Source organism: Tenacibaculum sp. TB-53, assembly GCF_059716285.2.
This window is the reverse complement of sequence record NZ_CM202790.1, coordinates 1,471,780-1,497,300: the sequence shown is the minus strand read 5'-3', so window position 1 is coordinate 1,497,300 and position 25,521 is coordinate 1,471,780. Positions and strand designations below refer to the sequence as shown.

General features: G+C 31.2%; 19 protein-coding genes. 7 read left to right on the top strand and 12 right to left on the bottom strand.

What is annotated here, in order from left to right; genetic code table 11:
* Positions 1 to 65: 65 nt before the first annotated feature.
* From AC3VJB_RS06770 to AC3VJB_RS06760, 3 genes are all read right to left on the bottom strand, one after another.
* The gene (locus tag AC3VJB_RS06770; RefSeq protein WP_159616152.1) at positions 66 to 1,559 is read right to left on the bottom strand and encodes an ankyrin repeat domain-containing protein; all 1,494 of its coding nucleotides are present in this window, start codon (positions 1,557 to 1,559) and stop codon (positions 66 to 68) included.
* A 6-nt stretch (positions 1,560 to 1,565) separates the two neighbouring features.
* Entirely contained in the window at positions 1,566 to 3,989 is a 2,424-nt protein-coding gene (locus tag AC3VJB_RS06765; protein ID WP_497666941.1) for a TonB-dependent siderophore receptor, read from the bottom strand.
* Between the two features lie 80 nt (positions 3,990 to 4,069).
* Entirely contained in the window at positions 4,070 to 4,972 is a 903-nt protein-coding gene (locus AC3VJB_RS06760; protein WP_047789223.1) for a DUF6607 family protein, read from the bottom strand.
* 94 nt (positions 4,973 to 5,066) lie between these two features.
* Between AC3VJB_RS06760 and AC3VJB_RS06755 the strand changes: the two genes are divergently transcribed.
* Complete coding sequence (locus AC3VJB_RS06755; protein ID WP_073181189.1) at positions 5,067 to 7,208, top strand: TonB-dependent receptor plug domain-containing protein; 2,142 nt, start codon at positions 5,067 to 5,069, stop codon at positions 7,206 to 7,208.
* Between the two features lie 11 nt (positions 7,209 to 7,219).
* Positions 7,220 to 8,305 carry an HmuY family protein gene (locus AC3VJB_RS06750; protein ID WP_047789221.1) on the top strand — a complete coding sequence of 362 codons (1,086 nt, stop codon included), beginning with the start codon at positions 7,220 to 7,222 and terminating at the stop codon, positions 8,303 to 8,305.
* A gap of 86 nt (positions 8,306 to 8,391) precedes the next feature.
* Here the strand turns inward: AC3VJB_RS06750 and uvrA are convergent, their stop codons facing one another.
* The 3 genes from uvrA to AC3VJB_RS06735 all read right to left on the bottom strand — a co-directional run bounded on the left by uvrA (position 8,392) and on the right by AC3VJB_RS06735 (position 14,417).
* A complete protein-coding gene (uvrA, locus tag AC3VJB_RS06745; RefSeq protein WP_437822704.1) occupies positions 8,392 to 11,184 on the bottom strand; it encodes an excinuclease ABC subunit UvrA in 2,793 nt (930 codons plus the stop codon).
* Positions 11,185 to 11,376: 192 nt separating this feature from the next.
* Positions 11,377 to 13,107 (bottom strand): FAD-binding oxidoreductase, encoded by a 1,731-nt coding sequence (locus tag AC3VJB_RS06740; protein ID WP_497666940.1) that lies wholly within the window; start codon positions 13,105 to 13,107, stop codon positions 11,377 to 11,379.
* Between the two features lie 230 nt (positions 13,108 to 13,337).
* Positions 13,338 to 14,417, bottom strand: coding sequence for a linear amide C-N hydrolase (locus AC3VJB_RS06735; RefSeq protein ID WP_083574743.1), 1,080 nt, complete (start codon positions 14,415 to 14,417; stop codon positions 13,338 to 13,340).
* A 523-nt stretch (positions 14,418 to 14,940) separates the two neighbouring features.
* On the opposite strand from AC3VJB_RS06735, the gene AC3VJB_RS06730 reads away from it, so the two are divergent.
* Positions 14,941 to 15,522, top strand: a complete 582-nt coding sequence (locus AC3VJB_RS06730) for an RNA polymerase sigma factor (protein WP_173360714.1) — start codon at positions 14,941 to 14,943, stop codon at positions 15,520 to 15,522.
* A 238-nt stretch (positions 15,523 to 15,760) separates the two neighbouring features.
* Here AC3VJB_RS06730 and AC3VJB_RS06725 read toward each other — a convergent pair whose 3' ends face one another.
* Positions 15,761 to 16,417, bottom strand: coding sequence for an endonuclease III domain-containing protein (locus AC3VJB_RS06725; protein WP_047789217.1), 657 nt, complete (start codon positions 16,415 to 16,417; stop codon positions 15,761 to 15,763).
* Between the two features lie 110 nt (positions 16,418 to 16,527).
* Between AC3VJB_RS06725 and bcp the strand changes: the two genes are divergently transcribed.
* Positions 16,528 to 16,980 carry a thioredoxin-dependent thiol peroxidase gene (gene bcp, locus AC3VJB_RS06720; protein WP_497652447.1) on the top strand — a complete coding sequence of 151 codons (453 nt, stop codon included), beginning with the start codon at positions 16,528 to 16,530 and terminating at the stop codon, positions 16,978 to 16,980.
* A gap of 37 nt (positions 16,981 to 17,017) precedes the next feature.
* Here bcp and AC3VJB_RS06715 read toward each other — a convergent pair whose 3' ends face one another.
* The 5 genes from AC3VJB_RS06715 to AC3VJB_RS06695 are packed head-to-tail and all read right to left on the bottom strand — an operon-like array spanning position 17,018 to position 22,208.
* Positions 17,018 to 17,989 carry a sterol desaturase family protein gene (locus AC3VJB_RS06715; RefSeq protein ID WP_047789215.1) on the bottom strand — a complete coding sequence of 324 codons (972 nt, stop codon included), beginning with the start codon at positions 17,987 to 17,989 and terminating at the stop codon, positions 17,018 to 17,020.
* Between the two features lie 55 nt (positions 17,990 to 18,044).
* Positions 18,045 to 18,683 (bottom strand): alpha/beta hydrolase, encoded by a 639-nt coding sequence (locus tag AC3VJB_RS06710; protein WP_253679906.1) that lies wholly within the window; start codon positions 18,681 to 18,683, stop codon positions 18,045 to 18,047.
* A 3-nt stretch (positions 18,684 to 18,686) separates the two neighbouring features.
* Positions 18,687 to 19,013 (bottom strand): hypothetical protein, encoded by a 327-nt coding sequence (locus tag AC3VJB_RS06705; protein ID WP_437822694.1) that lies wholly within the window; start codon positions 19,011 to 19,013, stop codon positions 18,687 to 18,689.
* A 4-nt stretch (positions 19,014 to 19,017) separates the two neighbouring features.
* Positions 19,018 to 20,277 (bottom strand): dihydroorotase, encoded by a 1,260-nt coding sequence (locus AC3VJB_RS06700; protein WP_497666939.1) that lies wholly within the window; start codon positions 20,275 to 20,277, stop codon positions 19,018 to 19,020.
* Positions 20,274 to 22,208, bottom strand: coding sequence for a BatA domain-containing protein (locus tag AC3VJB_RS06695; RefSeq protein WP_497666938.1), 1,935 nt, complete (start codon positions 22,206 to 22,208; stop codon positions 20,274 to 20,276). The genes AC3VJB_RS06700 and AC3VJB_RS06695 overlap by 4 nt, the downstream gene beginning before the upstream one ends.
* A gap of 121 nt (positions 22,209 to 22,329) precedes the next feature.
* On the opposite strand from AC3VJB_RS06695, the gene AC3VJB_RS06690 reads away from it, so the two are divergent.
* From AC3VJB_RS06690 to rlmF, 3 genes are read left to right on the top strand one after another with little or no spacing between them, the layout of a single operon-like run.
* Positions 22,330 to 22,995, top strand: coding sequence for a methyltransferase domain-containing protein (locus AC3VJB_RS06690; protein WP_073181177.1), 666 nt, complete (start codon positions 22,330 to 22,332; stop codon positions 22,993 to 22,995).
* Positions 22,995 to 24,590: a bacillithiol biosynthesis cysteine-adding enzyme BshC gene (gene bshC, locus AC3VJB_RS06685; RefSeq protein ID WP_497666937.1), complete on the top strand. Its 1,596-nt coding sequence runs from the start codon at positions 22,995 to 22,997 to the stop codon at positions 24,588 to 24,590. Before AC3VJB_RS06690 ends, bshC begins: the two co-directional genes overlap by 1 nt.
* Entirely contained in the window at positions 24,590 to 25,447 is an 858-nt protein-coding gene (rlmF, locus tag AC3VJB_RS06680) for a 23S rRNA (adenine(1618)-N(6))-methyltransferase RlmF (protein ID WP_497666936.1), read from the top strand. The genes bshC and rlmF overlap by 1 nt, the downstream gene beginning before the upstream one ends.
* The last annotated feature ends 74 nt before the right edge of the window (positions 25,448 to 25,521 follow it).

Genomic DNA, 25,521 nt, shown 5'->3' with positions numbered 1-25,521 from the left:
TTTATTGATTTATTTTAATACCAAATCGTGTGTAATTGTATTTACACACGACTTGGTACATAAGTTTATTTTAAAAAGTTAATATCTATATTTTTCCTGTTTAAAATTTCATTTTCCTTAGCTAAATCGTGTACCGTTTCATCAAAATCAGTAGTAATTGATTTTTTAGCTCCAATACTTAATAAATATTTAATTACATCAGTATTATTAGCTTGCATAACAGCTAAATGTAGTGGAGTTAAACCTTCATTGTTTTTTGCATTCACATCAATTTTTAAAGTGTTGATTTTTTTAAGTAAATCGATGTTGTTTTTTTCTACAGCAATATGAAACAATGTATTTTTATTGGCTTGAAGTTGTGTTAAGTTTAATCCGTTATTGGCTAAAAGACTCATTTTTTCATTAAAATCGTTCACTTTTTTAGGATGATAACTTTTAACTAAATAATAAGCTAAAGAGTTTCCTTTATCATCTTTTACTTGAATATCAGCCTCGTTTTTTACTAAATAATCTACCACAGCTTCTGAGTTGTATTCAACAGCATACGTAAGTGCTGAATGTCCTTTTTTATTAGTGTGATTAATATTCTTTGTTTTTTCTGATAATAACTGAACAATTTCTAAAGAGTTTCTACTAGCTGCGATAATTAAAGGAGTGTTACCGTTATCGTCAATTTGATTAGCATTTACACCTTTATCAAGGAAGTAGTTAAAGGTATTTAAATCTTTGTTACCACGAGCTAAATTATGAAGCGGTGTTTTTCCATCATTATTAGTTATGTTTGGTTTGATACCTAAACTTTCTAAATATTTAAAAAACTCCAAAGAATTATAACCGCTACGAGAACCTTGAGTAGCTAATAACATAGCATTACCTCCTTTTTTATTTAGGTTTTTATAAGGTAATCCTTTTTTTATTAAAAGAGTTAAAATTTCTTTATTACCTTTTTTAGCAGCGTAGTTAAAAGCACCATTACCATCTTTGTCAACATTATGTACGCTCAACCCTTTTGAAGTAAGGTAGTCCACAAACGATAAATCTTTTAAGCTTGGTAGTACTAATAATAAAGCATTAGCCCCGTGCTCGTCAACATCTGTTTTTATATCAATTCCGTTTTGAATACAAAGTTCATAAATTTCTTTATTTGTTTGCCCTGCATTCGCTGCAAAAGTTAACGGAGATAATTGATGAGAGTCTTTTAAATCCATACGAGCATTATTGGCTATCAAATGCTTCATAATTTCAACATTGTTTTTATAGGCAGCCCAAAAAACATAAGTTCTTTTATCGTGTGTTATCTTGTTAACATCATTTCCTTTTTTAGTAAGTAAATGTTTGATTACTTTATTTGGAGCACTGGCTAAGATAGCGTAGGTAACAGCATCAAACCCATTTGGGTTTAATGCTGTTGCGCTATTTCCTTCTTTTATTTTTTCTTCAACGAGTTGAATATTAGGTTTTTCTTGCCAAAAAGATCTTTCAAAAAATATATTTTTTGTTTGCGCTTGAATTGTACTCATAAAAAGTACAAAGGCAAATATTATATGTTGTTTTTTCATAATAAATTAAAATTTATAACGTAATGTTGAACCAAAACTAGCAGGCTCTATTCTGTTAATATAACTTGTACGGTAGGCGTTGTAGCCTATTTCGTCAAAGATATTATTTCCAAATACATCAATACTTAATTTCTCATTAAATTTATAAGAAGCCTGTACATTAACTGTAGTGTACGATTTTAAATCGAATGGTTTTGTATCAGGAGTAACCCCTGTATGCGTATAGTTTCTAGACCACACATTGTGCGGACGTTCTCCTAAGTAATAAGCCCCGGCACCGATAGATAAACCATTTAAAGATTTTTTAAATGCATAACGTGCCCAAAAATTTGCCGTATGTTTTGGAGTGTTAATAGGTCTTGAGTTATAGTAATATGATGCATGATCCTTGTATTTAGCATCTAAATAAGAATATCCTCCTATAACTTCTAAATTAGGAAGGATACGACCTATTAATTCTACTTCTACACCATTTCTCACATCATCACCTCCTTGTGTATAATAACCTAAACTATTACCAGCATTGTCATAAACAGGTAAGTTTAAATTTTTACTTGAGGTATAAAATGTAGTAACATTAAAACGTAAAGCATTATTAAACCAAGTAGATTTTATCCCTGTTTCTATTTGATCCCAACGTTCTGTACCTAATTCGTTACCGTCAACATCCGTATAAAAAGAAGTTCTAGGATCTGAGCTGCTAGCATATGAACCAAAAATGATAATATTTTCATTAGGCTTTAAATTAAACCCTAATAACGGATTAAAGGCATCATCACTTTTAGATTCATCTAAAGGTCTACCTATAAAGCTACCTCTAGTTCTTTTCATAGAAGTATAACGTAACCCTAAGAAAACATCAGCCCAATTAGTAAGGCTTATTTTATCTTGTATCGTAATTCCATATGACTCTGTTCTAGATCCTGAATCTCTTGCAGGGTTTCGTGTAATGTTAACTCCGTTAGGAAGTGTATTATCTATAGGTTGTAACACATCTATAATATCTGCGTATTTATTGTCAGAAGCATATTGTGTAGCATAGGCTATATTATCAAATTCAGAAGTTCTAAAGTCTGCACCAATTTGGAAAGTATGTTTTAAGAAGCCTGTTTCTATATCTTTTCCTACCAAATCTAATTGTAATACACTATTATTATCTTTTCTTCCAGAAGCATAATACTCTCTATAACGTTGGTTGTCTGGTAAAACAGGTAAACCATTTCTAGGGTCTCCTTGAAAAGCGTAAGAGGTTTCAGTATCTATATCTAAATCAGAAACAAAATATCCTGCTTTTATGCTTATTTTGTCAGTTAGTTTTCTATTTGCTCTTATGGCATAGGTTAGGTTTTTGGTAGTAACATTATCAGAATCATATCCCATAAAGTTATTGTTAGGTAATTTATAAATGTTGTTTACATCATAGGTTCCTAAGTTAAGAGTTCCTTGATCTGGAGTTCTACTATCATGCATGTAATCCATTTCTAATGTAATAGTAGTTTTCTCATCTGGTCTCCAAGCGTATGATGGGTTCACATAAAAACGTTCAGAACCAACATGGTCTCTAAAACTGTCTGCTTTGTCATAAGAACCAGCAATTCTAAAGGCATGTTTTTTATTGGCATCAATAGGTCCATAAACGTCAAAAGTAGGACGTAATTTCCCGAAACTACCTGCTCTAAAAGTAACTTCTCCACCTGTGTAAAATTTAGGAGTTTTAGTCACTACATTAATAACACCACCAGCAGAACCTAAATCACCACCTAAACCTTGGCTAATAGCAGATATTCCTTTCAATACTTGAATGTTGTCAACACCAGCCATATCGGTAATAATTCCAGTTCCTCTAAAATCTGAGTTTATACGAACTCCATTTTTTAATAAAGGAATTCCTCTAAAACCTCTTAAAGACATACTTTCTTTGGTGTTTCCGTAGGTGGCAAAGGTATATACACCGGCTACGTTTTTGGTAACATCGCTTAGAGTTAAAGCGTTTTGTTGATCGATAAGTTTATGTGATAAGACTGAAATACTTTGTAATTGCTCATTAGGAGCTAAAGGTAGTCTAGTAAGTGTTTCTAGTTTTTCAGCTCTTTTATCTCTTGCTCCAAAAAGTTCAACTTCATCAAGTTGAGTGTCTGATTTTAAAATAAAAACTAAATTTTTAATGTCTCCTTTTACCACTATTTTTTGTGATGATTGATTGAATCCTACAGCGCTTACAATAAGCTTATGATTAGAGTTTGGAACATTTGTTATAGTAAAACGACCATTTTCATTGGTTTCAGCTCCTAATTTAGTTCCTTTGATAAATACATTCGCATAAGGAATAGTTTCATTGTTTTCTGATTTTACAACTCCTTGTAGGGTTGCTTGACTATACATTGTTTGAATACAACTACATAAAAGTAGTACGGTTGCAATAATTCTCATTTTTTTTCCTCTTTGAGAGATTTGTTTTAAAATATTTAATTTTTCGTTTAGGTATAACTATAAAATGCTTTGAAACGTTTTTATTTTTTTACAAAAGATTCTATTGTTTCATTTATTTGTTGTTCTTCAGATACTTTTTCGGAGAATAAATGCTTGTATAAAGGTTTATTGTTTACTTTAGTTTCTAAAGAGAGGTTAGTGTTTCTTCCATAAACTTCATCCCATTTAGATCTAACTTTTTGCCATTTCGCACTGTTTTTTTTCCACCAGTCTTGAGCAGCTTTACATTTATTATCATCTACTTTTACGTAGGTGTTGTACCCTTTTTCATGAGCTATAACAATATCTTTTTTACCTTCTTCTCTTATGATTTTTTTGTTATCTTGATCGTGTAACCAACCGTAGCTTGTAATTTCGTGACGATTTCCTCTTTCGGTTACATTATAATCGCTTCTTTTGGTATATTCTCTTCTTGGTAAGGGTGCATCTGTAGTATTTTCCCAGTAACTTTTTCCGTCTACATGTACCCAAGTACCAGAGCCTTCGTATCGTGGACTATCGTCTACTTGATATACTTTTTGTGTCCACTGTTTTTTTACTTCTGATTTTGGTTTGTTTTTATAAAGCCAATTGTTATTTCCATTGAACATGTAAAAATCAGTGTTTTCGTACAACCAATCTTGTCTCCAATGTTTTACAATATGAGGATTTGCAGGATTTCCTACCTGTAGTAAGTGTTGAATTGAAATTTTATCATTTTCGTCAACAATTAAACCTGCCCACTCTAAAGCTTTATCTGTTTTTGTTTTGGAAGGTTTGTATAGAGAGTCTTTACTAAAGTTAAATGTTTCAGCAAAGTTGAAAGTAACTTCATAACAACCACACATTTTTTTTATAGCTGCTCTATCTTTTTTCTTCTTGTTTTGAGCGTTAATTGTAAGTGCAGATAGTATTAATAAACCACCTAAAAATATTTTTTTCATCGTGAGTTTTGTTTGAATTTATTTTTTGACAAAAATACAACTTTTATTTAGATTGGTTAAAAATAAAGAATATATTTGCAGAAAATTATTAAGAATGTTTCTAAATAACAAAGTGGTTTTTTTATTGATGCTTTTAGCATGTCAAGTCTTTTCTCAAGAAAAAGAAGAGGTAAGACGTGATAGTACTCATTATAATAAATTGGAAGAGGTTGTTGTAACAGGGCAGTATAATCCTAAATCGATAAAAAAATCGGTATATAATGTAACTATCATAGATAAAAAACAAATAGAAAGTCAAGCAGCTAATAATTTAGCGGATGTATTAAACTTTAAACTAAACTTAACAGTTATACCAAATTCTCAGTCAGGTAAATCAACTATTTCAATGTTTGGTTTAGATTCTCAATACTTTAATATTTTGATAGATAACGTTCCGTTAGTTAGTGATAACGGAATTGGAAATAACATTGATTTAACTCAAATAAATTTAGATGATGTTGAGCGTATAGAATTGGTTGAAGGAGCGATGGGAGTTGAGTACGGAGCTAATTCGGTATCGGGAGTAATTAATATTATAACAAAAAAATCATCTCAAAATAAATGGAACATTCAAGCAGCAATACAAGAAGAAACTGTAAGTAATGAGTATGCTTTATTTAATGAGGGTAAACATATACAGAGTGTTAATGTGGCTCATAATTTTTCTGAAAACTGGTTTGGTAGAGTGAGTTTTAATAGAACAGATTTTACAGGTTTTTTAGATGATAGAAAAGGAAGAGATTATTATAAGAATGATTTACTAAGGGGGTATAGTTGGTTGCCGAAAGAGCAGATAAATGCCACTGGTTTTTTGAATTATAAAAAAGATCAACTTAATTTGAGTTATAAATTTAATTATTACAATGATAATGTAAACTTTTACAATCCAAAAGTTGATGACAATATTGATGTAGACTCACAAACTAGCAATCCGTTTGCGTTAGATCGTGTTTTCAAAACAGAGAGATTTGTAAATAATATTAATTTGAATGGGGTTTTAGCATCGGGGAGCCCTTATTCCTTCTCAGCTTCTTATCAAACACAAAAACGACGTTTAAATAAGTTTACTTATTTTATTTTATCTGGAAATAAAACAAATGAGGAAGATAAAGTATATCAATCAAGCAATGTTTTCTTTTCAAAAGGTACTATTTCAAACTTTATAAAAAGTAATCGTCATAATTTTCAGTTAGGTTATGAAGCTCGTTATATAGAAGGATTCGATACGCAGGCCTCTGGTGAGGTTACTCAACAAGATAAAACACGTACTCAGGGTAACTATGCTTTATTTGGTTCTTCTGAAGTAAAATTTTCAGATGCCTTAATGGTTCGTCCTGGCTTAAGGTATGAATACAATTCTTTATTTCATTCTAAATTACAAAGCTCTTTAAGTGCTCGTTATTTATTTAAAAATGGATTTGAACTTAGAGGTAATATAGGTACTTCGTATAGAACTCCAAGTTTTCAAGAACTATATTATTATTTTGTTGACTCTAATCATGACGTAAGAGGAAATGAAAATTTAAATCCAGAAAGTGGATATTCTGCTTCCATTAATTTAAAGAAAAGAAGTTGGTTTGACGATTCTAATATAGCATTGTTAAATAGTTTAAAAATAGACTATTTAAATCTGGAAGATAAAATAGATTTAGCAATTGTTAATTCGTCACCTCTACAATATCAATACATAAACGTTGATGCTTATAAACTATGGGGGGTCTCTTCAAGAAATACAATAAAAGCAAATAACTGGTCTTTTAATTTAGGAGCTAATTTACAAGGAATAGCTCAGGTAGCTAACAATGAAATAAATGCACAAAATGACTTTTTGTATTCCTTTCAATTAACTACGAGTGCTAGCTATAAAATAAAAAAATGGGATACAATAATAACTTTATTATTAAAGCATAACGGAGAACAACAAAATTATATAGCTTCAGGTACAGATGAAAATAAAAACTCAACTTTCACAAAAACAACTACGCAAGCTTATAATTGGTTGGATGCTTCTGTGCAAAAATCATTTTTAAACAAAAAACTACAAGCTACAATAGGAGCCAGAAATTTATTTGATGTTACCAGTGTTAATGTAAGTAACGCAGCTACAACAGGCGCACATTCAACAAACAATAATTCTCTATTGTTAGGCTATGGTCGTTCATACTATTTAAAACTATTATATAATATTAAATTTTAAAATTAATAACAATGAAAAACAAATTTTTCACACTCATATTATTAACAACTATGTACTCTTTCATTAGTTGTGGAAGTGATAATGATTTACCATCTGAACCAATAAAAGTGGTAATAGAAGGAGCAGAAGTAAGTCCAGGAGTAGGTGGGCCTAATCAACCAAATCAAGTATATATTGACTTAAGTACGAATACAACAACAGAGATAAAGAGAGACTCTTGGGATTTAGGATTTTATTCTGGAAGTGAGTTTAGAGTTGTTATTAATGGTTCAATATCTATGGCGGCTGCTAAATTATCTACAACAGATATAGATGCTGTTAGCTCTTCAACCCAAGAAGTAAAAGATTTACAGCCTTTAGTAAGAACGAATACATATACTGATGAAAGTGCTCCTTTTGTTGATCATCCTAGTGGAGATATAACAAAAACGGCAATTGCTGAAATTGAAGTAACAGAGGCTAATAATAAAGTATATTTAGTAAACCTTGGTTATGAAGTAGCAACAGATAAACCAGCTACAGGTAGCTACTCTGCAAATGGAGATGAAAGAGGTTGGAAAAAAATTAGAGTTTTAAAAGAAGGAGATGCTTATGTTTTACAGTATGCAGATTTAGATGCTACTACGCATAAAGAAATTGTAATAACAAAAACAGAAGGGTATCACTTTACATTCTTTAGCTTTAATACAGAAGCTAAAGTTAATGTTGAGCCAATGAAAGAAAACTGGGACTTAAACTTTACAATTTTTACAAACTTATTACCTGGATATGGTCCGTATGTATTTCCAGATTTTGTAGTAAATAATATAAAATCAAATGTTAAAGGATATATGATAGATACAGAAGAAGAAAGTTATACATATAATGATTTTACCTTAACAGATGTAAAAGTAGAAAATTTTGGTAATACTCAAACAGCTATCGGTAGTAGTTGGAGAGCAGGAGGAGGTCCTAGTTCTTTACCTTCTCGTAAAGATAATGTTTTTTATGTAATAGAAGATACTGATGGAAATTTATATAAGTTAAAGTTTTTAGCATTAACAAATGATGCAGGAGAAAGAGGTTATCCTGAGTTTGTATATAGCTTATTAAAGTAAAGATTTATTTATTAAATTTTGTTAATTTTTGTTGTGAAAAGCTATCTAACCGAAAGGTTGGGTGGCTTTTCTAGTTAAAAAAAGGTTTAGTTAATGAGTTTTTCAGCCAAATACTTAGAGGTGTATGATTCTTTATTTTTAGCTAATTCTTCAGGGGTGCCTGCAAAGATTAAGTTTCCACCTTTTTTTCCACCCTCTAAACCAAGATCAATAATATAATCAGCGCATTTAATCAATTCAATATTGTGTTCAATAACAATAATTGAGTGTCCTCGCTCAATTAGCGCATTAAAAGAAGCTAATAATTTTTTAATATCATGAAAGTGTAATCCAGTAGTTGGTTCATCAAAAATAAACAAAGCTTTGTCTTTGGTATTTCCTTTTACTAAAAACGAAGCTAGTTTTATACGCTGTGCTTCACCACCAGAAAGGGTAGAAGATGACTGGCCTAATTGTACATACCCTAATCCAACATCTTGTAAAGGTTTTAATTTTTTAGCTATTTTGGTTTGTTTGTGTTCTGTAAAAAAAGCAACGGCATCATCAATAGTCATGTTTAAAATATCATCAATCGATTTTCCTTCAAAAGTTACTTCTAGTACTTCTTTTTTAAAGCGTTTACCACCACAGGTTTCACACTCTAAATGTACATCAGCCATAAATTGCATTTCTATAGTAACTTCTCCTTCACCTTTACAAACTTCACAACGACCACCATCTACATTAAAAGAAAAATGTTTAGGTTGGTAATTTCTTATTTTAGATAGTTTTTGAGACGAAAGTAGCTTGCGAATATCATCATAGGCTTTTATATACGTTACAGGGTTAGAGCGTGAAGAACGGCCAATAGGATTTTGATCGATAAACTCTACATGTTTTAACAAATCAAAACTCCCAGTGACATCCGTGTGTTGTCCTAATTTTTCACCATATCCAACCAGTTTCTTCTGCATAGCAGGATATAGGATTTTTTTAACTAAGGTACTTTTACCACTACCAGAAACTCCAGTAATAACGGTTAAGTTGTTAAGCGGAAAAGAAACATCAATGTTCTTTAAGTTATTTTCACGAGCCCCAATAATATCAATAGAATTTTTTGATGTTCTTCTACTTGTAGGAATCTCAATTTTTAACTCTTCTGATAAATATTTAGCTGTAAGCGATTCGGATTGTAGAATATCTTTAAAAGTTCCTTCGGCAACAACATTTCCACCATAAGTCCCTGCTTCTGGGCCAATATCAATAATATAATCGGCCTCTTTCATAATGTCTTCATCATGCTCAACTACAATTACGGTGTTACCTAAATCACGTAGGTTTTTTAACACGCCAATGAGCCTTTCCGTGTCCTTTGGGTGTAATCCAATACTTGGTTCATCTAAAATATACATAGAGCCTACTAATGAACTTCCTAGCGAAGTAGCTAAATTAATTCGTTGACTTTCTCCACCAGATAACGTATTAGATGTTCTGTTTAATGTTAGATAGCTTAAACCAACATTTGTTAAAAACTGGAGACGGTTGTTAATTTCGGTAAGTAAACGTTTACCAATTTTTTCTTCGTATTTGTTTAATTCAATATTATTGAAGAATACCGCTAATTCATCTAGAGGTAGGGTTACTAATTCATCAATAGTTTTACCGTATACCTGAACGTAGTTGGCTTCTTTGCGTAAACGTTTTCCGTTACATTCAGTACATTTTGTTTTTCCGCGGTAACGAGAAAGCATTACACGGTTTTGAATTTTGTAACTTTTCTCTTCTAATTTTTTGAATAAATGATTAATCCCTTTAAATTTTTTTGTTCCATTCCAAACCAAGTCTTTTTGTTCATCAGTAAGTTCAAACCATGGTTTATGAATAGAAATCCCGAATGCTGAAGCATTTAGAATTAAATCATTTTTATATTTTTTGTAACTATCTGTTTTAAAAGGGAAAATAGCATCTTCGTAGATAGATAATCCTGTGTTAGGAATTACTAAATCTTCATCAATACCAATTACATCTCCGTAACCTTCACAGGTTGGACAAGCTCCGTATGGGTTATTAAAACTAAATAAATGAGTGTTAGGCTCTAAGAATGAAATTCCGTCTAATTCAAATTTATTACTGAATTCAACAGTACTATTATCTGATAGGTTTTCGATATAGCAAATACCTTTTCCCTCAAAAAAAGCCGTTTGTACAGCATCTCCCAAACGGTTGTAAAAGTCTTCTTCGTCTTTTACAACAATTCTATCAACAACTAATTGTAATTCATTTCCCTTAAAATCTTTTACAGGAAACTCATCAATTCTGTATACGGTATCTTGATATTTTAAACGAGCATATCCTTGCTGTGTTAGTACTTGTAAAACAGTTTTTATATCTCTGTCTTTATTAATATGTATAGGAGCAAGTAATAATAACTTTGAACGTTCCTCAAAATTTTTTACATGATTGATAACATCAGAAACTGTATGTTTTTTTACTTCATTACCCGAAATAGGAGAGAAGGTTTTACCAATACGAGCAAATAATAATTTAATATAATCGTATATCTCTGTAGATGTACCAACTGTTGAACGTGGATTAGTAGCGTTAACTTTTTGCTCAATAGCAATGGCAGGAGCAATTCCTTTAATGTAATCAACTTTTGGTTTGTGTAGTTTTCCTAAAAACTGACGAGCATACGAACTTAAACTTTCTACATAACGGCGTTGTCCTTCAGCATACAAAGTATCAAAAGCTAGAGAAGATTTACCTGAACCAGAAAGTCCAGTAATAACTACTAATTTATTACGAGGAATAACTACATCAATGTTTTTCAAATTGTGCAGTTTAGCTCCTTTTATTATAATATTTTCTTTTGGATTAACAGTTGAAATATCAGTCTTCATATACTCGAAAAAATAAACTATAAAAGTACGGTTTTCTATTAACTCTACATTATAACCTCAATGTAAATATCAAGGACTTTTCTTTTACAAAACTTAGATTAAATATATAATGTTTAGAAAATAAGGTATCTATTTGTTGTTTTTTCGAAAATAGTAAAAAAATCCCCTTCATTAAGAAGGGGAGAAGTAGATTTATATTATTGTTTTTCTTGTTCTGAAATGATTATAAGGATCTTTCGAGTATTGTTCTTTAATCCTAATAAGTTCATTGTAGTTTTGGGCAAAATATGTTTTAGTAGGAATAGAACTATCCTTAAAGCTTATAAATGCGCCAGAGGTATTTGGGATATCAAAATCTCTACATACTTCAATCCAATCTAGCGCTCTATTGGTGTAATCATATAAAGTATTGTCTTGGAAGTTTTTTATTTTTTCTTCAATATACTTTTTAATTGCTGGATCCATATTTGCATCTAAAGCTTCCCACCAACATTGGTATTGTATGGTATATTGTTTGTCATTGTAAGGAAAAGCACTATTGGTCTCAGGGTGTTTTTTGTAAAATTCACCTGTAATAGCTCCTAAGGTAATATAAGATGTAATAGTATTTTTTCTGTTATGCTCATTTAATAGAGGAGAGCACAAGCTTTCAATTAGTTTTTGATGCCCTTCTTCTCCTAAACCTTTTTTATCAACAAGTCTTGAAGTTATTTTATGTGGTGCAGGTAGATCTAGATCTGGTTGTAGCGGTGTCCCCATTAATAACTCAGGAGGGAGCATGGATAATTTAATTTCATTAAAAGACTCCCTGTCCCATGAACTCATTAGGTGTTCACCGTAGTTGCTTTTATGTTCAAAATCTGCACCTGTGGCAGGTTCAATAGTTAACATATTATCTGTAACAGCAAGTACACCTTTAAAGTTATCTTTTATAAACTCCCTTAAGCTTATTTCATCTCCTTCCCAATACCCATTAAATTGGCAATTAAGATAGATAGTTTTATAAGGAATAGGTGTGTTTTCATCCCACGACCTTGCACTCACTTTTAAGTTGGTTCCAATAAGTTGAGGTGAGTTGTTAGGTTGAATAATTTCCTCCCATTTTTTTAGCACTTCAATAGTAGGAATATTTTCTTCAACTTTATCTGGATTTAAATCGGAATACGGATTCCAAACGACGTTGAAGCGATGTAATATTTTAGGTAGTTCAAAAGTTTTAATTCTAAGTTCGGTTACAATTCCGTAACTCATGCCTCCACCACCTCTTAATGCCCAAAGTAAATCAGGAATCTCACCATTTTTTTCATTGAGTTCTGCAAACTCTCCGTTTCCTAACAAAATGGTAGCGCCGACTAAACGTTCACAGCACATGCCATATTTACGAGTCCATGGTCCCCAGCCACCACCCATGGTGAAGCCAGCAATACCCACAGTAGCACAAGTACCGTGGGGAATCATAACGTCTTGGTCAGCGAGTCTTGAAGTTAGGTCTTTAAAACGAATACCTGGACGAATATGTGCGATTTTTTCTCCGTCAATATTTTTAATATAAACTTTTTCATTATCATGTTCGGGATAGTTCATTTTAGAAACATCTATTAACACAATATTAGTTCCAGTACATTCGCCTTCGTGATCATGACCTCCAGCTCTGACTTTGAAAGGGAGCTTGTTGTTATTTACAGCTTTGAATGTATTTTGTACGTCTTCAGGGCTTTCGCAATAAACAATTATAAAGGGATTGAATTGCAATCTTCTATTGAAAATATGGCTATTTTTATAATGTTCGTAAACATTATCTAGACTCCCCCAATTTGTAGATATTGTTACATTTGAAGGTAACGACTTTTGGATTTCTTTTAAAAAGTTGTCAATGTTTTCTCTAAGTAGTGTATTAATTTCTTCTTGAATGTCAGTTTTCATAGATATTGTAGTTTAAGGATTAAAACTCAAAAATAATTAGCACCTATGTGTATTTAAGAAAGAGTTCTTTTAAATATTTAATTTAAGTAATTGAAAAAGGGTATAAGCAGAAAGTGAGTTTGTTTGAATAAGGAAGAGCTTCTACCAAAAATAAATTCAATTAAATGTTTTTACTGTTACAAAAACAGTTGTAAAAATTACAACTGTTTAATATAAAGCTTTAAAAGAGTTTATTTATCCGCTAGTACAGCTGTCATAGCAAATGGATCAACAGTTTTTGTGAAATTTTCGTTTTGATATCCGTATAGTTCATGGTTTATAAATTCATGTTCATCGTTTTCAGAAACCACAATAAGTTTAGAAACAGCACTAGGGAAATCATTCATCTTATTCAAATCCATATAAATTTCTCCCATGGTTCTAGCATTACAAAAATAGTAGGTAAGGTTGTTGTGAGAAGCAACGCTTGTCCATAAAGTTTGTGCGATGTTTGGATATTTTTCTAAAGTTGATTTGAAATTAACAGGTACAGAAGCATTCATAACAACTGATTTTGATTGAGTTAAAGAATCAGAATTACTAGTAGTGTCATATAAATGATTTAGATAATAAGAAGCTCTGGCAAATCTATCAGAAGGAAAGGGACCGCCTGGTAAAGTATTACTAGGAAAGTTATTTTTATCATTCCACTGCCAACGCCAAAACTGATTTAGTTCAATTTGTTTGGCATAAGAAGGTTCGTTAGTCATTACTCTAAATTCAGGATCTTCATAAATGATGTAATTTCCATTATGAACTTCAATAATGGCAGATTTACCATGAAGGTCAGAAACAGCAAGATGTAAAGAAGCTTTTTTATTAGAACCAGGAACTTTTCCTCCAATTAACTGAATTTGAGTTTCAGCTTCTTTACTAAATTTTACAACCACTTCAGAAACTGAGCAACAAGTATCCAATACAAATTGTACCCACCTTAAAACATCTAAATTTTTACAAGAGCTACCATCTTCTCTATTGTAAGAAGCACCACTGTCGTATAATAGATTAGCGACGAGTCCTTGAGAGTTGATACCATCAGATGCGCCAAAAGGAGCTTTGGTACCCACCATAGTTACAATACTGCTATATTGTGCTTCCCATATTAACGAATGTTCATTTTCAATTTCTGTTCCGCATTTAAGCATTGGGTTTTGAGGAGTAACTCTAAAAGCAAAAATAGTGGTAGGCATTTGGGTAGCCCAATCCATATTTCTTGCTGTAGTTAGATAATTGTTTTCTGCACTAAAATTGTTAAATATTCTTGTACACATAGTTTTAAATTTTTCGGGGGTTAATATTGATTTTATAATTACAAAACTATAGGGAGAAAAGCTATGTATTTAAATGAAGGGCTTGACCATACTAATATTTGGTTATAAACGTAAGGTATTTGAGTATGTATAATTTGTTTTTTAAATGGGGACTCTATAGATTTTAAGACGGTATAAAATGACTTTTAATTCTATTCTTTTAAAGGATATAACAGATGAGGATGGAAAATATAATGAATGTTTCCTTTTGGGTTAACAGTTGAAATATCAGTCTTTATATACTTAATATAATCGAAAAAGATAAGTAATAAGAAATACCAATTTCAAGTGGTTTTATTGAAAAAACGATAGTGTTTTTCTCTTTTTTTATAGTTTTTTTTGTATTTATTAATAAAAAATTTAATATTTGTAACTCATTATTAATCAATAAATAATAGCTTATAGTAAAATAATTACTTTTATAACTTAATATCCCCTAACAAAAAGAGTACTAGTTAGTTGCTCTTTAAAAAAAGTAATTATTATGCAGCACATTGTAGATGATAGTGTATTAGTAAAGAACTATATAAATGGTAATGAATACGCCATAGAATTATTGATTAAACGCCACCAGCAACGTCTTTATAGCTTTATTTATAGTAAAGTACAAAATAGAGATACTACAGAAGATATTTTTCAAGACACCTTTATAAAGGTTATAAGAACGCTAAAAAAAGGAAATTATAACGAAGAAGGTAAATTTTTACCATGGGTAATGCGTATTGCTCATAATTTAATTATTGATTTTTTTAGAAAAAACAATCGCATGCCTACGTTTAATAATACAGAAGAGTTTGATATTTTTTCGGTATTAAGTGATGGAACTTTGAATGCAGAAGGAAAAATAATAAAAGAACAAATATTAAATGATGTTAAAGAATTAGTTGAAGAGTTGCCCGAAGAACAAAAAGAGGTTTTAAAAATGCGTATTTATAACGATATGAGTTTCAATGAAATATCAGAGAATACTGGCGTTAGTATAAATACAGCACTTGGTAGGATGCGTTATGCTTTAATTAATTTGAGAAAAATAATTGAAAAAAATAAAATTATCTTAGTTAGTTAAACAATATTTAAAAAAAAGCATCGTTAAATCATTGATAATAAGTATTAATAAGGGAATATATGATGCAAGTTTACTCTAAGAAGTCTCCTGACTTTAAAATGGAACCTAAACAAGAAACAGTTCAATATTTGATTAATTTTTCCAAATCGCTAACAGTAGTTAAAACAAAATCAAACTATCTCATTGAATTGAATTTGAATTAAGAGTGGGAAAAGCTTCAACAAGGTTGGGGCTTTTTTTATGCTTTCTTTTTATTATAATCGTCTATTACCGATTTTCTTCCAACTGTCTTAGTGATAATATCATTTTCTAGCTTCCAACCTCGAGCAGGAGAATATTCACGTCCATAATAAATAATTTGTAAGTGTAATTTATTCCATAATTCTTTAGGGAATAAACGTTTTGCATCTTTTTCAGTTTGTGCAACACTTTTTCCGTTAGATAAATTCCAACGATACATTAATCTATGAATATGGGTATCTACAGGAAAAGCAGGAATATCAAAAGCTTGCGACATTACCACACTAGCAGTTTTATGCCCTACTGCTGGTAATTCCTCCAAGGCATCCATATCAACAGGAACTTCACCATTATGTTTTTCAATTAAAATTTTTGATAAACCGTGGATTCCTTTTGATTTCATAGGAGACAAGCCAACTGGTTTGATAATTTCTCTAATTTCATCAACAGTAAGCTTTACCATGTCGTACGGATTATCAGCTCTTTCAAATAATAAAGGAGTAATGGTGTTTACACGTGCATCGGTGCTTTGAGCAGACATCAATACAGCAATCAACAAGGTGTATGGGTCTTTATGGTCTAAAGGGATGGGAGTTTCAGGATATAATTCTTCTAAAGTATCTATAACAAACTGGACTTTTTCTGCTTTCGTCATTGCTTTTATAAAATTTGAAAATATCAAAGGTACAAAGAAGCTTCGTATGTTTTATGGATAATCAAAATCAACTTTGTAACTTTGACGTAATAACTTTGAAGCAAAACAATATGACAACATTAAAAATAGGAGATAAGGCACCAAATTTTGAATCGGTAGACGAAAAAGGAAATGCTGTAAAACTTTCTGATTATGCGGGAAAAAAATTAGTATTGTTCTTTTACCCGAAAGCAAGTACACCTGGTTGTACAGCAGAAGCTTGTGACTTACGTGATAATTACAAAACGTTTTTAGCAAAAGGCTATGATGTTTTAGGGGTGAGTGCAGACTCAGCAAGACGTCAGCAAAACTTTATCAATAAAAATGAATTACCTTTTCCTTTATTAGCAGACGAAAGTAAAGATGTAATCAACGCTTTTGGTGTTTGGGGACCTAAAAAGTTTATGGGAAGAGAATATGATGGAATTCACCGTACTACTTTTGTAATTGATGAGAAAGGAGTAATTGAAGATGTAATTACGAAAGTAAAAACAAAGGAACACGCAAATCAGATATTAAAATAATAGTATATCTATTTAATAAAAGAAAAAAGTCGAGTATTTACTCGACTTTTATTTTTTGTGGACTTACCCTAAATTCTTCTGTAGGTTTTATTACTTCTGTAGCGGAGGCAAGTTCTTTTTGTAATTCTCTACTTGTTTTAGTGCTACCATCATGACTCCATCCTGGAGGCATAAACACGTATTTTAGTCGTGTTGTAAAAGGTAAATTCTTTTTTCGTTTAAAGAAGTCGTTAAAAATTTCTTTCCATTCATGGAAGATAATGTTAATAGGTCCCTTGTCTTCTAATGGTTTGGTCAAACCATAACGTAATTTTTCATATTCAGTTTCATCCTCTTCAGCTTGAAAAGTTCCAAAAATACGATCCCAAATAATTAACACCATACCCATATTTTTGTCTAAATACTTCGTGTTGGAAGCATGATGCACTCTATGGTGCGATGGAGTAACGAAAATATAACCCCACCAACCTAATTTACTTTTAATAAAATTGGTGTGGCATAAGGTTCCGTAGTTTTGATTCATGGCGTATGCAAACATAATGTGTAGTGGCATAACACCTAGAAAAGCTAACGGTAAAAAGAACATATACCTAAACAAAGGCTGTAAAACTGGAGATCTAAAACCAGTTGAAATGTTGTAAAATTCAGAGTTGTGATGTGTTACGTGTACAGCCCAGAAAAATCGTGAATGATGATCTACATAATGGTGTATGTAGTACAAAAAGTCTTGACCAATAAAAGCTAATAACCAATATGCCCATGACATGTTACCTTCCCAGTCGATAATTCTGTATTGGTAACAAAACCCCATAATGGCAAAAGAAACAACCTTCATTAGTAAATCTAAGCTAAAGTTAACTAAAGCAAAGTAAACATTAGTAGCTGTGTCTTTAAAATCATAGTTTTTAGCTTTAGCTCTATAACTAAAGTACATTTCAATTAAAATTACTGAAATAAAGAAAGGAGCACTCCAGTAGTATAATATATCTTGATTGAATATGTTGCTCATGCTATTTTTTTAGATTGCAAAAATATTTAATTTTAATCAATTTAACTGTTAAAATTTATAGTCTTTCCACGATCCAGTTTTTAAAACTATAGAAGTTTTGAGGAGCTACTCCGTGACCTACGGGGTATTCTGAATATTCATTTTTTAACTTTAAGTCTTTCAGTATAATAGGAGCTTTACGTGCCCAATCTATAGGAAGAACTTGATCTACAGTTCCGTGAGAAATATAATAATCTGTTGTAATAGAGTTGTCTATTTCAGTAGGTAATAACTCTTCGTTAATATAGCCGCTTAAAGCAACTACATGTTGTACTTTGTTAGGGTATTTAAAACTTAGCGCATAACTTAAAATAGCTCCTTGGCTAAATCCTAATAAAAATGTTTTATCAGGGTTGGTATTGTATTTCTGTTTGATTTCGTCTATAAAAGAAGCAATCTTATCAACTGATTCAGCTGCTTGTTTTAAATCAGAAAATTTACCGTTAACTGAATCAAAATTTATAGCGTACCATGCATAACCACCATAACTTATATCGTGAGGAGCTCTAGCACTTACAATTAATAAATCGTCTGGTAATTCTTCTGCAAATGAAAATAAATCTTGTTCGTTGCTACCATATCCGTGTAATAAAATTAATAAAGGAGGGTTAGCGTTAGAGGTTTTAGGCTCTCTTACAATATGTTGTAAACTCATGTATTAAATTCCTTTAAATAGGTTTTGAAATTGCTCTCCAACAACTGGTACAAGCTTTTTTTCTCCTTTTAAAACTGCTAAAAGGCTAATTAACCAAAGTACAAATAATAGTACTCCTACAGCCCAACCTATTGTATTTCCTAAATATTTATAAACAATCCACATATTCACCATATACAATATATTTAGCCCTAGCATTTGCCTAATGTAAAAACGAGCAAAAGCATTTTTTTTGTTCATGTTTAAAACGAAAGCTATGATAAGTCCTATAATTGTGAAGTGGCTAATAATTGCTTCAGTTTTTCCTTCGTTTACTGTTAGATTTTCCATGATTCTATGAGTTTAAAATTAGTTGACTATTATTGTAAATACCATAAACTTTTCCTTCTAGTTTTTTCCCTAGAAAGATACTGTTTTTTGAGGTAGAAACAATATTTTGCTCTGAGAAAGTATATGCTCCATCAGGGTTAAAAACAGACAAACTAGCTTTTTCATCTTCTTTTATGGAAGCTAATTCAACATTAAAACGTTTTCTAGGATTGTTAGATAAACAGTTGATGATAGTTTCTAAATCTAATACAGTATTTAGCGCTCCAAAAGCACTTTCTAAACCAATAGTACCGTCTTTTGCAGTAGAAAACTCTACTTTTTTATGTTCAATGTCTATAGGATTATGGTCTGATGTAATTATATCAATAACTCCTTCTTTTAAACCTTGTATTAGAGCTTTTTTATCTTCTTCTGTACGTAGGGGAGGATTTACTTTTTTATTAGCTTCAAAGCCATGTAGTTCGTCATCTGTCAAAACTAAATTATGTACAGCAACACTACACGTTACATCTAAGCCTTTTTCTTTTGCTTCTTTTATAAGTTGAACAGACTTAGCAGTTGAGATAGTAGGAATGTGTAATTTACCTCCTGTATATTCTAACAAAAATAAATCGCGAGAAATTTGAATTTCTTCTGCAAGTGCAGGAATTCCTTTCAATCCTAAAAGCGTACTATTTTTACCTTCGTTAGCAACACCTTCACCAGCAATTAAATTGTTTTTAGGAAAGCTTAGTACCAATCCGTCAAAATTTTGAGCATATAACAATGCTATCTTTAACAAATTATCATTGCTAACGGGTTTGTTATAATCACCAAAAGCAATAGCACCTGATTGTTGCATGTCGTACATTTCAGACATTTCAACACCTTTACTTTGCTGTGTTAAGGCTCCAATAGGATGAATGCTAGTTGCAGCTCCGTTTACTTTATTAATTAAAAACTCTATGGCTGATTTATTATCAACTATAGGGTGAGTGTTTGGATTGATAGCTACATGTGTAAAACCACTTTTAGCCGCTACTTGTACACCATGTTGCAAGGTTTCTCGCTCTTCATAACCCGGTTCTCCAAAAGAAACACTCGTATCAAACCAACCTGGAGATACATGAAGGTTATCAAGCTCTACAACTTGATAATTTTCTTCACTAGCAATGTTGTTGTCAATTTTGGTAATAATACCGTCGGTAATTAAAATATCTTTAGTTTGTTGGTGGTAAGGACTAGAAGCATCTATTATTGTTGCCGATTTAAGCAGCGTTGTCATGGTTTAAAGAATTTTAAAATCAAAATTTCTAAAAGCAAAGATACAATAGCTAAGCCCAAAAACCATTTCCAAAGCCATTGAATTTTGTTTTCATCATTAATATTTTCCAAGGTGTTTTTAACTGAAGTGGATATAGTCATATCATTAGCTTCAGAAAATATTAAAAAATCTAAGGCACTTTCACTTTTGTTATAATTAAAAGCAACATTTCTAAGCACATTATTTCCTTGTTGTATTTGATAAAAGCCGGCAACTAAAGGTTGATCTTTAGTTGTAATACGTGTTTTATTTTGAAAAGTTTGTTGCAAAGGAATAAAAGAACCTTTGCTACAAACAATACTTAAAACTTCATCTTTACCTAGCTGTTTATCAATATCAATAGTATTTTGTTTGTCTATGGTATAATACAATTCAGAAAGTTGTAAACTTTGTTTTCCGATGTTATAAAAAACAGGTACAATTAAAGGAGAGTTGGTAAAATTACTATTGTCTTTTAGTAGAGGAGCTGCTAGCCAATACATAGAAGCATTTGGTAGATTAATCTGTTTAATAAAGCCTTGTTTGTTTTCAAAAGAAATAATGTTACTAGCATTCTTAAATTCAGAATTAAAAGAAGTTTTCACAAACGGATATTGGAAGTTAGCTACCTTCTTTTCGAAAACATTTTTTAAAAGAGGATGATTATAATTAATCGAAGTAACCTTTAAACTATCATTCTTTTTAGAAAGTAATCTTCCTGTATTTAGCTTACTGAAAAAGTTGTTATAAGAAGAAAGTACTGACTCTTTATTGGGAATTATAACAAGATTTCCACCTTTTTTAGTATAATTTTCTAAACTATTCAGAAGTGTTTCAGGAATACTTTCCAACTCATTTAATACAATAAGATGTTGCTTATCTATCAAATTATAGTTGGCATTTTGTAGCGTAGAAGAAGTAAAGTTAAATTCTTCTTTGGTATAAATCCGTTGTAAGAAGTTATTTGATTCTCCAATTGCTAATACATTAATTTTTTCGTTAGCATTAATGGTAAAATAAAACGAATTATCAAACCCATAAGTGTCGTTAAAATTAATAGCAATTCTACCTAAAAACATTGGAGTTTTTACAACAGAAAAAGTAACTTCCGTAGTCTTGTTTTCCTCAATACTAAAGGTTTGTTTATTCAATAACTTGTCATTATTGTAAATGGCAATAGGAATGTCATTTTTAGCATTTCCTTGATTTCTAACAACAATATGTACGTTGAAATTAGAACCTCCATTATCATCTACAAAAACACTATCAATAGAAATGTTGCTTTTTTGTTCAGGTACTAACTTTACAAAAGAAGTATTTTCAGGAGCGTTGTCAATTTCCTCTTTTTTAATGTTTTGAAAATCAGAAATCACAATGTTTTTGGAAGAAGAAGTTATAGACTTATGCTCACTAGTCATTTTTAAAAAAACATCAGCAAGGTCTCTACTTTTAGCAGTATTAGTTGTTTTTAACAGCTCTTCTTTTAGTTCAGAAGCTGTTTTATTAGCATAAAAATGATCGTTTGTAAGTAAAGAATACTTAGTTTTTTCTGTTGAGTTTTCAATAATTTCTTGAGTAGCAATTTGCAGTAAATTACCTTTTTCTCCAACAGCGCTAGTACTTAAAGAATTATCAAGATACATAAAGAAATGTTGTTCTTCATTTGCTTTGTGGTTACTAAAATATGGCTGAGCAAAAGCAAAAATAAGGGCAGTGAGTAGCAGTAAACGAGTAGCTAAAATCAGCCATTTTTTTATACGAGAACTTTTACGTGTTTGTAACACTAACTTTTGTAAAAAAGCTACATTGGTAAACGGAACTTTTACAAATCGCTGTAGTTGGAACAAGTGTACCAAAATAGGAATGAGTAAAAAAGCTAAGAAATATAAAATCTCAGGATGTTTAAACTGCATAATTGTAATTTACTAACTGTAAAAATACCTAAATAGATGGTTTAAAAAAGAATGTAGTTAAAAATCTGTTAGAAGTGTGGTAAGTTTTCGACAAAGGATTAAATTTTCCTATTTTTGAACTATGACTACAAAAGAGAGTGAGTGTAACATTCCGGGAGAAATTAACTATAAAGAACACTGGAATGCAGCCTATGTAAAAAATCCAACTGAAAAACTAGGGTGGTTCGAAGAAAGTTCGAAAGAAACTATTAAATTATTAAAGGAATCTAACGTACCAAAAGACGCTAAAATCTTAAACGTTGGTGTTGGTTCGTCTATGTTAATTGATGAGCTAGTAGCCGATGGGTATTTAGGCTTAATAGCAAATGATTTATCTGAAAATGCACTAACCGATGTAAAAAATCGATTAGGAGAAAATGCATCAAAAGTTAACTTTATAGCCGATAATTTAGTGGCTCCAATCAAGTTACATGAGCTTGAAGAAGTTGATGTTTGGAACGATAGAGCGGTACTACATTTCTTTTTAAAAGAGGAAGAACAAAACGCTTATTTTAATCTACTAAAGAAGCTTGTAAAAGTAAACGGATTCGTAATTATTGCTGTTTTTGCTTTAGACGGAGCAGAAAAATGTTGTGGACTGCAATTACAACGTTACAATACGGAAATGCTACAAGAAAAATTAGGAAACGATTTTGTTTTAGTCAATAGTTTTAATCACACATTTGTAAATCCGTACGGAGGAGAACGTCCGTATGTTTACACATTATTTCAAAGAGCCAATAAGTAATGAACATAACCAATATCCCTTATAAAAACACAGGATTCTTTTCTAAAACAATGGAGGACTATTTAAAGGCTGATGAAAAGATTCAACCTTTTTATAACCGCTATCCGAGTTTACGAAACTTTGAAAAGCAACTAGAAGAAAAGAAAGAAAACCCTATTTCAAATACTCAAAGGAAAAGGTTAGTTGAAGTATTAAGAAAACAATACAAAGACATTGATTTATCTTTTGAAACACAAAAAAATATAGAAAGTTTACTAAAAGAGAATACGTTTACCATAACAACAGGGCATCAGCTGAATTTGTTTACGGGACCGTTATATTTTCTGTATAAAATTATATCAACCATAAACATGTGCGAGCATTTGTCAATGCAATTTCCTAATGAGAATTTTGTGCCTGTATATTGGATGGCAACAGAAGATCACGATTTTGAAGAAATTAACTTCTTTAACTTTAAAGGGAAAAAAGTACAGTGGAACTCTGACCAAAAAGGACCTGTAGGACGTTTTACAACCGAGGGGTTACAAGATGTATTTGAAGTATTTGCTGAACATTTAGGAGGTTCAAAAAATGCTATTCAAATAAAAGAACTTTTTGAAAAAGGATATTTACAGCACAAAACATTAGCAGGTGCAACCAGATATGTAGCCGATAAACTTTTTGGAAAATATGGTTTGGTAATTTTAGATGCTGACGAAAGAGAATTAAAAAGAGCGTTAATACCTTATGTAGAGTACGATTTGTTACACGAAACTTCTTATAATGAAGTATCGAAAACAATTACAGAACTAGAACAATCATATAAAATACAAGTAAATCCACGTGAGATAAACTTATTTTATATTACTGATAGGATTCGTGAACGTATTGTTCTTGAAAACGGAATTTACAAAGTAAATAATACAGATATTTCTTGGACAAAGGATGAAATCTTAGATCATTTACATAGTCAGCCAGAATGTTTTTCGCCAAACGTAATTATGCGCCCACTATATCAAGAGGTAATTTTACCCAACTTATGCTATATTGGTGGAGGTGGAGAGTTAGCTTACTGGTTAGAGCTAAAGGCATATTTTGATAAAGTAAATGTTCCGTTTCCTATTTTGTTATTAAGAAACTCAGTTCAAATACTTTCAGAAAAACAATTAGGTAAGTTAGAAAAACTAAACGTTTCAGAAGAAGAATTATTTTTAAAACAAGACGACTTACTAGCAAGAAAAGTTTTGGCTAACGGCGATACTAAGGTAGATTTTACCAAGCAAAAACAGTTTTTACAACAACAATTTGATGATTTACGTAAGCTAGCTAAAAAGACCGATGTTTCTTTTGTAGGAGCTGTTAATGCACAAGAAAGAAAGCAGGTGAAAGGATTAGAAAACCTTGAAAAAAGATGGTTGCGAGCAGAAAAACGACGTCAAAAAGAAATGGTTGAAAGAATTGTAGCTTTGCAAAACGAATTATTACCTAATCAAAGTTTAGAAGAGCGACAACGTAATTTTTCAGAGTTCTATTTAGAGTATGGAGCAGACTTCATTACAATTCTAAAAGAAAACTTACATCCGTTACAACTAGAGTTTACTGTTATTACACTTTAATGAGCACAAAAAAAGGATTACACCCTAAAAACATACACAACCAAGGATACGATTTCAAATTACTAGTAGAAAAGTATCCGAAACTTTCTGAATTTATCATTGAAAAGTTTGAGAAAGAGACTATTGATTTTTCTGATCCAATAGCTGTAAAAGAGTTTAATAAGGCATTATTAGCAGCTCATTATAATATTAAACATTGGGATTTTTCTGATGAGAATTTATGTCCGCCAATACCAGGAAGAGTAGACTATATTCATCATTTAGCTGATTTAGTTGCAGGTGAAGAAAACGTAACGGTGTTAGATATTGGTACAGGGGCAAGTTGTATTTATCCTTTGTTGGGAACTGTAGTATACGATTGGAATTTTGTAGCTACTGATATCGATTTAGATTCACTAGATTATGCTCAAGATATTATAGATGATAATGGTTTTACGGATAAGGTTGAGTTAAGACAACAGTTTAAAGAAGAACATATCTTAGAAGGAATTATAGAAGAGGGTGATGCATTTACGGTAACGATGTGTAATCCACCATTTTATAAATCGGCTGAAGAGGCGAGAGGAGCTAACCGAAGAAAATCGAGAAACTTAGGGAACAATGCGGTACGTAACTTTGCAGGAAACTCTAATGAATTATGGTATATAGGTGGAGAGAAAGCTTTTTTACATACCTATTTATATGAGAGTTCTAAATTTCCAAAAGTAAGTAAATGGTTTACAAGTTTAGTGTCTAAAAAAGAAAACGTAGAAAGTTTACAAAACTCAGGTAAAAAATTAGGAGTTAAAGAATTCAAAGTAATTCCTATGCATCAAGGAAACAAGGTAACACGTATTGTGTGTTGGAGGTTTATATAGTGAGTAATTGTTTAATAAAATAGGAAACCGTTATTAGAAGTGATGAAAAAAGGAGGAATTAACGAAGTTGAGTC

Coding starts and splice junctions, on each gene's coding strand:
- AC3VJB_RS06690 (WP_073181177.1), top strand. CDS start 22,330: ATGACTACAAAAGAGAGTGAGTGTAACATTCCGGGAGAAATTAACTAT.
- AC3VJB_RS06710 (WP_253679906.1), bottom strand. CDS start 18,683: ATGAGTTTACAACATATTGTAAGAGAGCCTAAAACCTCTAACGCTAAC.
- bcp (WP_497652447.1), top strand. CDS start 16,528: ATGACAACATTAAAAATAGGAGATAAGGCACCAAATTTTGAATCGGTA.
- AC3VJB_RS06725 (WP_047789217.1), bottom strand. CDS start 16,417: ATGACGAAAGCAGAAAAAGTCCAGTTTGTTATAGATACTTTAGAAGAA.
- AC3VJB_RS06715 (WP_047789215.1), bottom strand. CDS start 17,989: ATGAGCAACATATTCAATCAAGATATATTATACTACTGGAGTGCTCCT.
- AC3VJB_RS06770 (WP_159616152.1), bottom strand. CDS start 1,559: ATGAAAAAACAACATATAATATTTGCCTTTGTACTTTTTATGAGTACA.
- AC3VJB_RS06755 (WP_073181189.1), top strand. CDS start 5,067: ATGTTTCTAAATAACAAAGTGGTTTTTTTATTGATGCTTTTAGCATGT.
- AC3VJB_RS06705 (WP_437822694.1), bottom strand. CDS start 19,013: ATGGAAAATCTAACAGTAAACGAAGGAAAAACTGAAGCAATTATTAGC.
- bshC (WP_497666937.1), top strand. CDS start 22,995: ATGAACATAACCAATATCCCTTATAAAAACACAGGATTCTTTTCTAAA.
- AC3VJB_RS06760 (WP_047789223.1), bottom strand. CDS start 4,972: ATGAAAAAAATATTTTTAGGTGGTTTATTAATACTATCTGCACTTACA.
- AC3VJB_RS06735 (WP_083574743.1), bottom strand. CDS start 14,417: ATGTGTACAAGAATATTTAACAATTTTAGTGCAGAAAACAATTATCTA.
- AC3VJB_RS06750 (WP_047789221.1), top strand. CDS start 7,220: ATGAAAAACAAATTTTTCACACTCATATTATTAACAACTATGTACTCT.
- rlmF (WP_497666936.1), top strand. CDS start 24,590: ATGAGCACAAAAAAAGGATTACACCCTAAAAACATACACAACCAAGGA.
- AC3VJB_RS06740 (WP_497666940.1), bottom strand. CDS start 13,107: ATGAAAACTGACATTCAAGAAGAAATTAATACACTACTTAGAGAAAAC.
- AC3VJB_RS06700 (WP_497666939.1), bottom strand. CDS start 20,277: ATGACAACGCTGCTTAAATCGGCAACAATAATAGATGCTTCTAGTCCT.
- AC3VJB_RS06695 (WP_497666938.1), bottom strand. CDS start 22,208: ATGCAGTTTAAACATCCTGAGATTTTATATTTCTTAGCTTTTTTACTC.
- AC3VJB_RS06765 (WP_497666941.1), bottom strand. CDS start 3,989: ATGAGAATTATTGCAACCGTACTACTTTTATGTAGTTGTATTCAAACA.
- AC3VJB_RS06730 (WP_173360714.1), top strand. CDS start 14,941: ATGCAGCACATTGTAGATGATAGTGTATTAGTAAAGAACTATATAAAT.
- uvrA (WP_437822704.1), bottom strand. CDS start 11,184: ATGAAGACTGATATTTCAACTGTTAATCCAAAAGAAAATATTATAATA.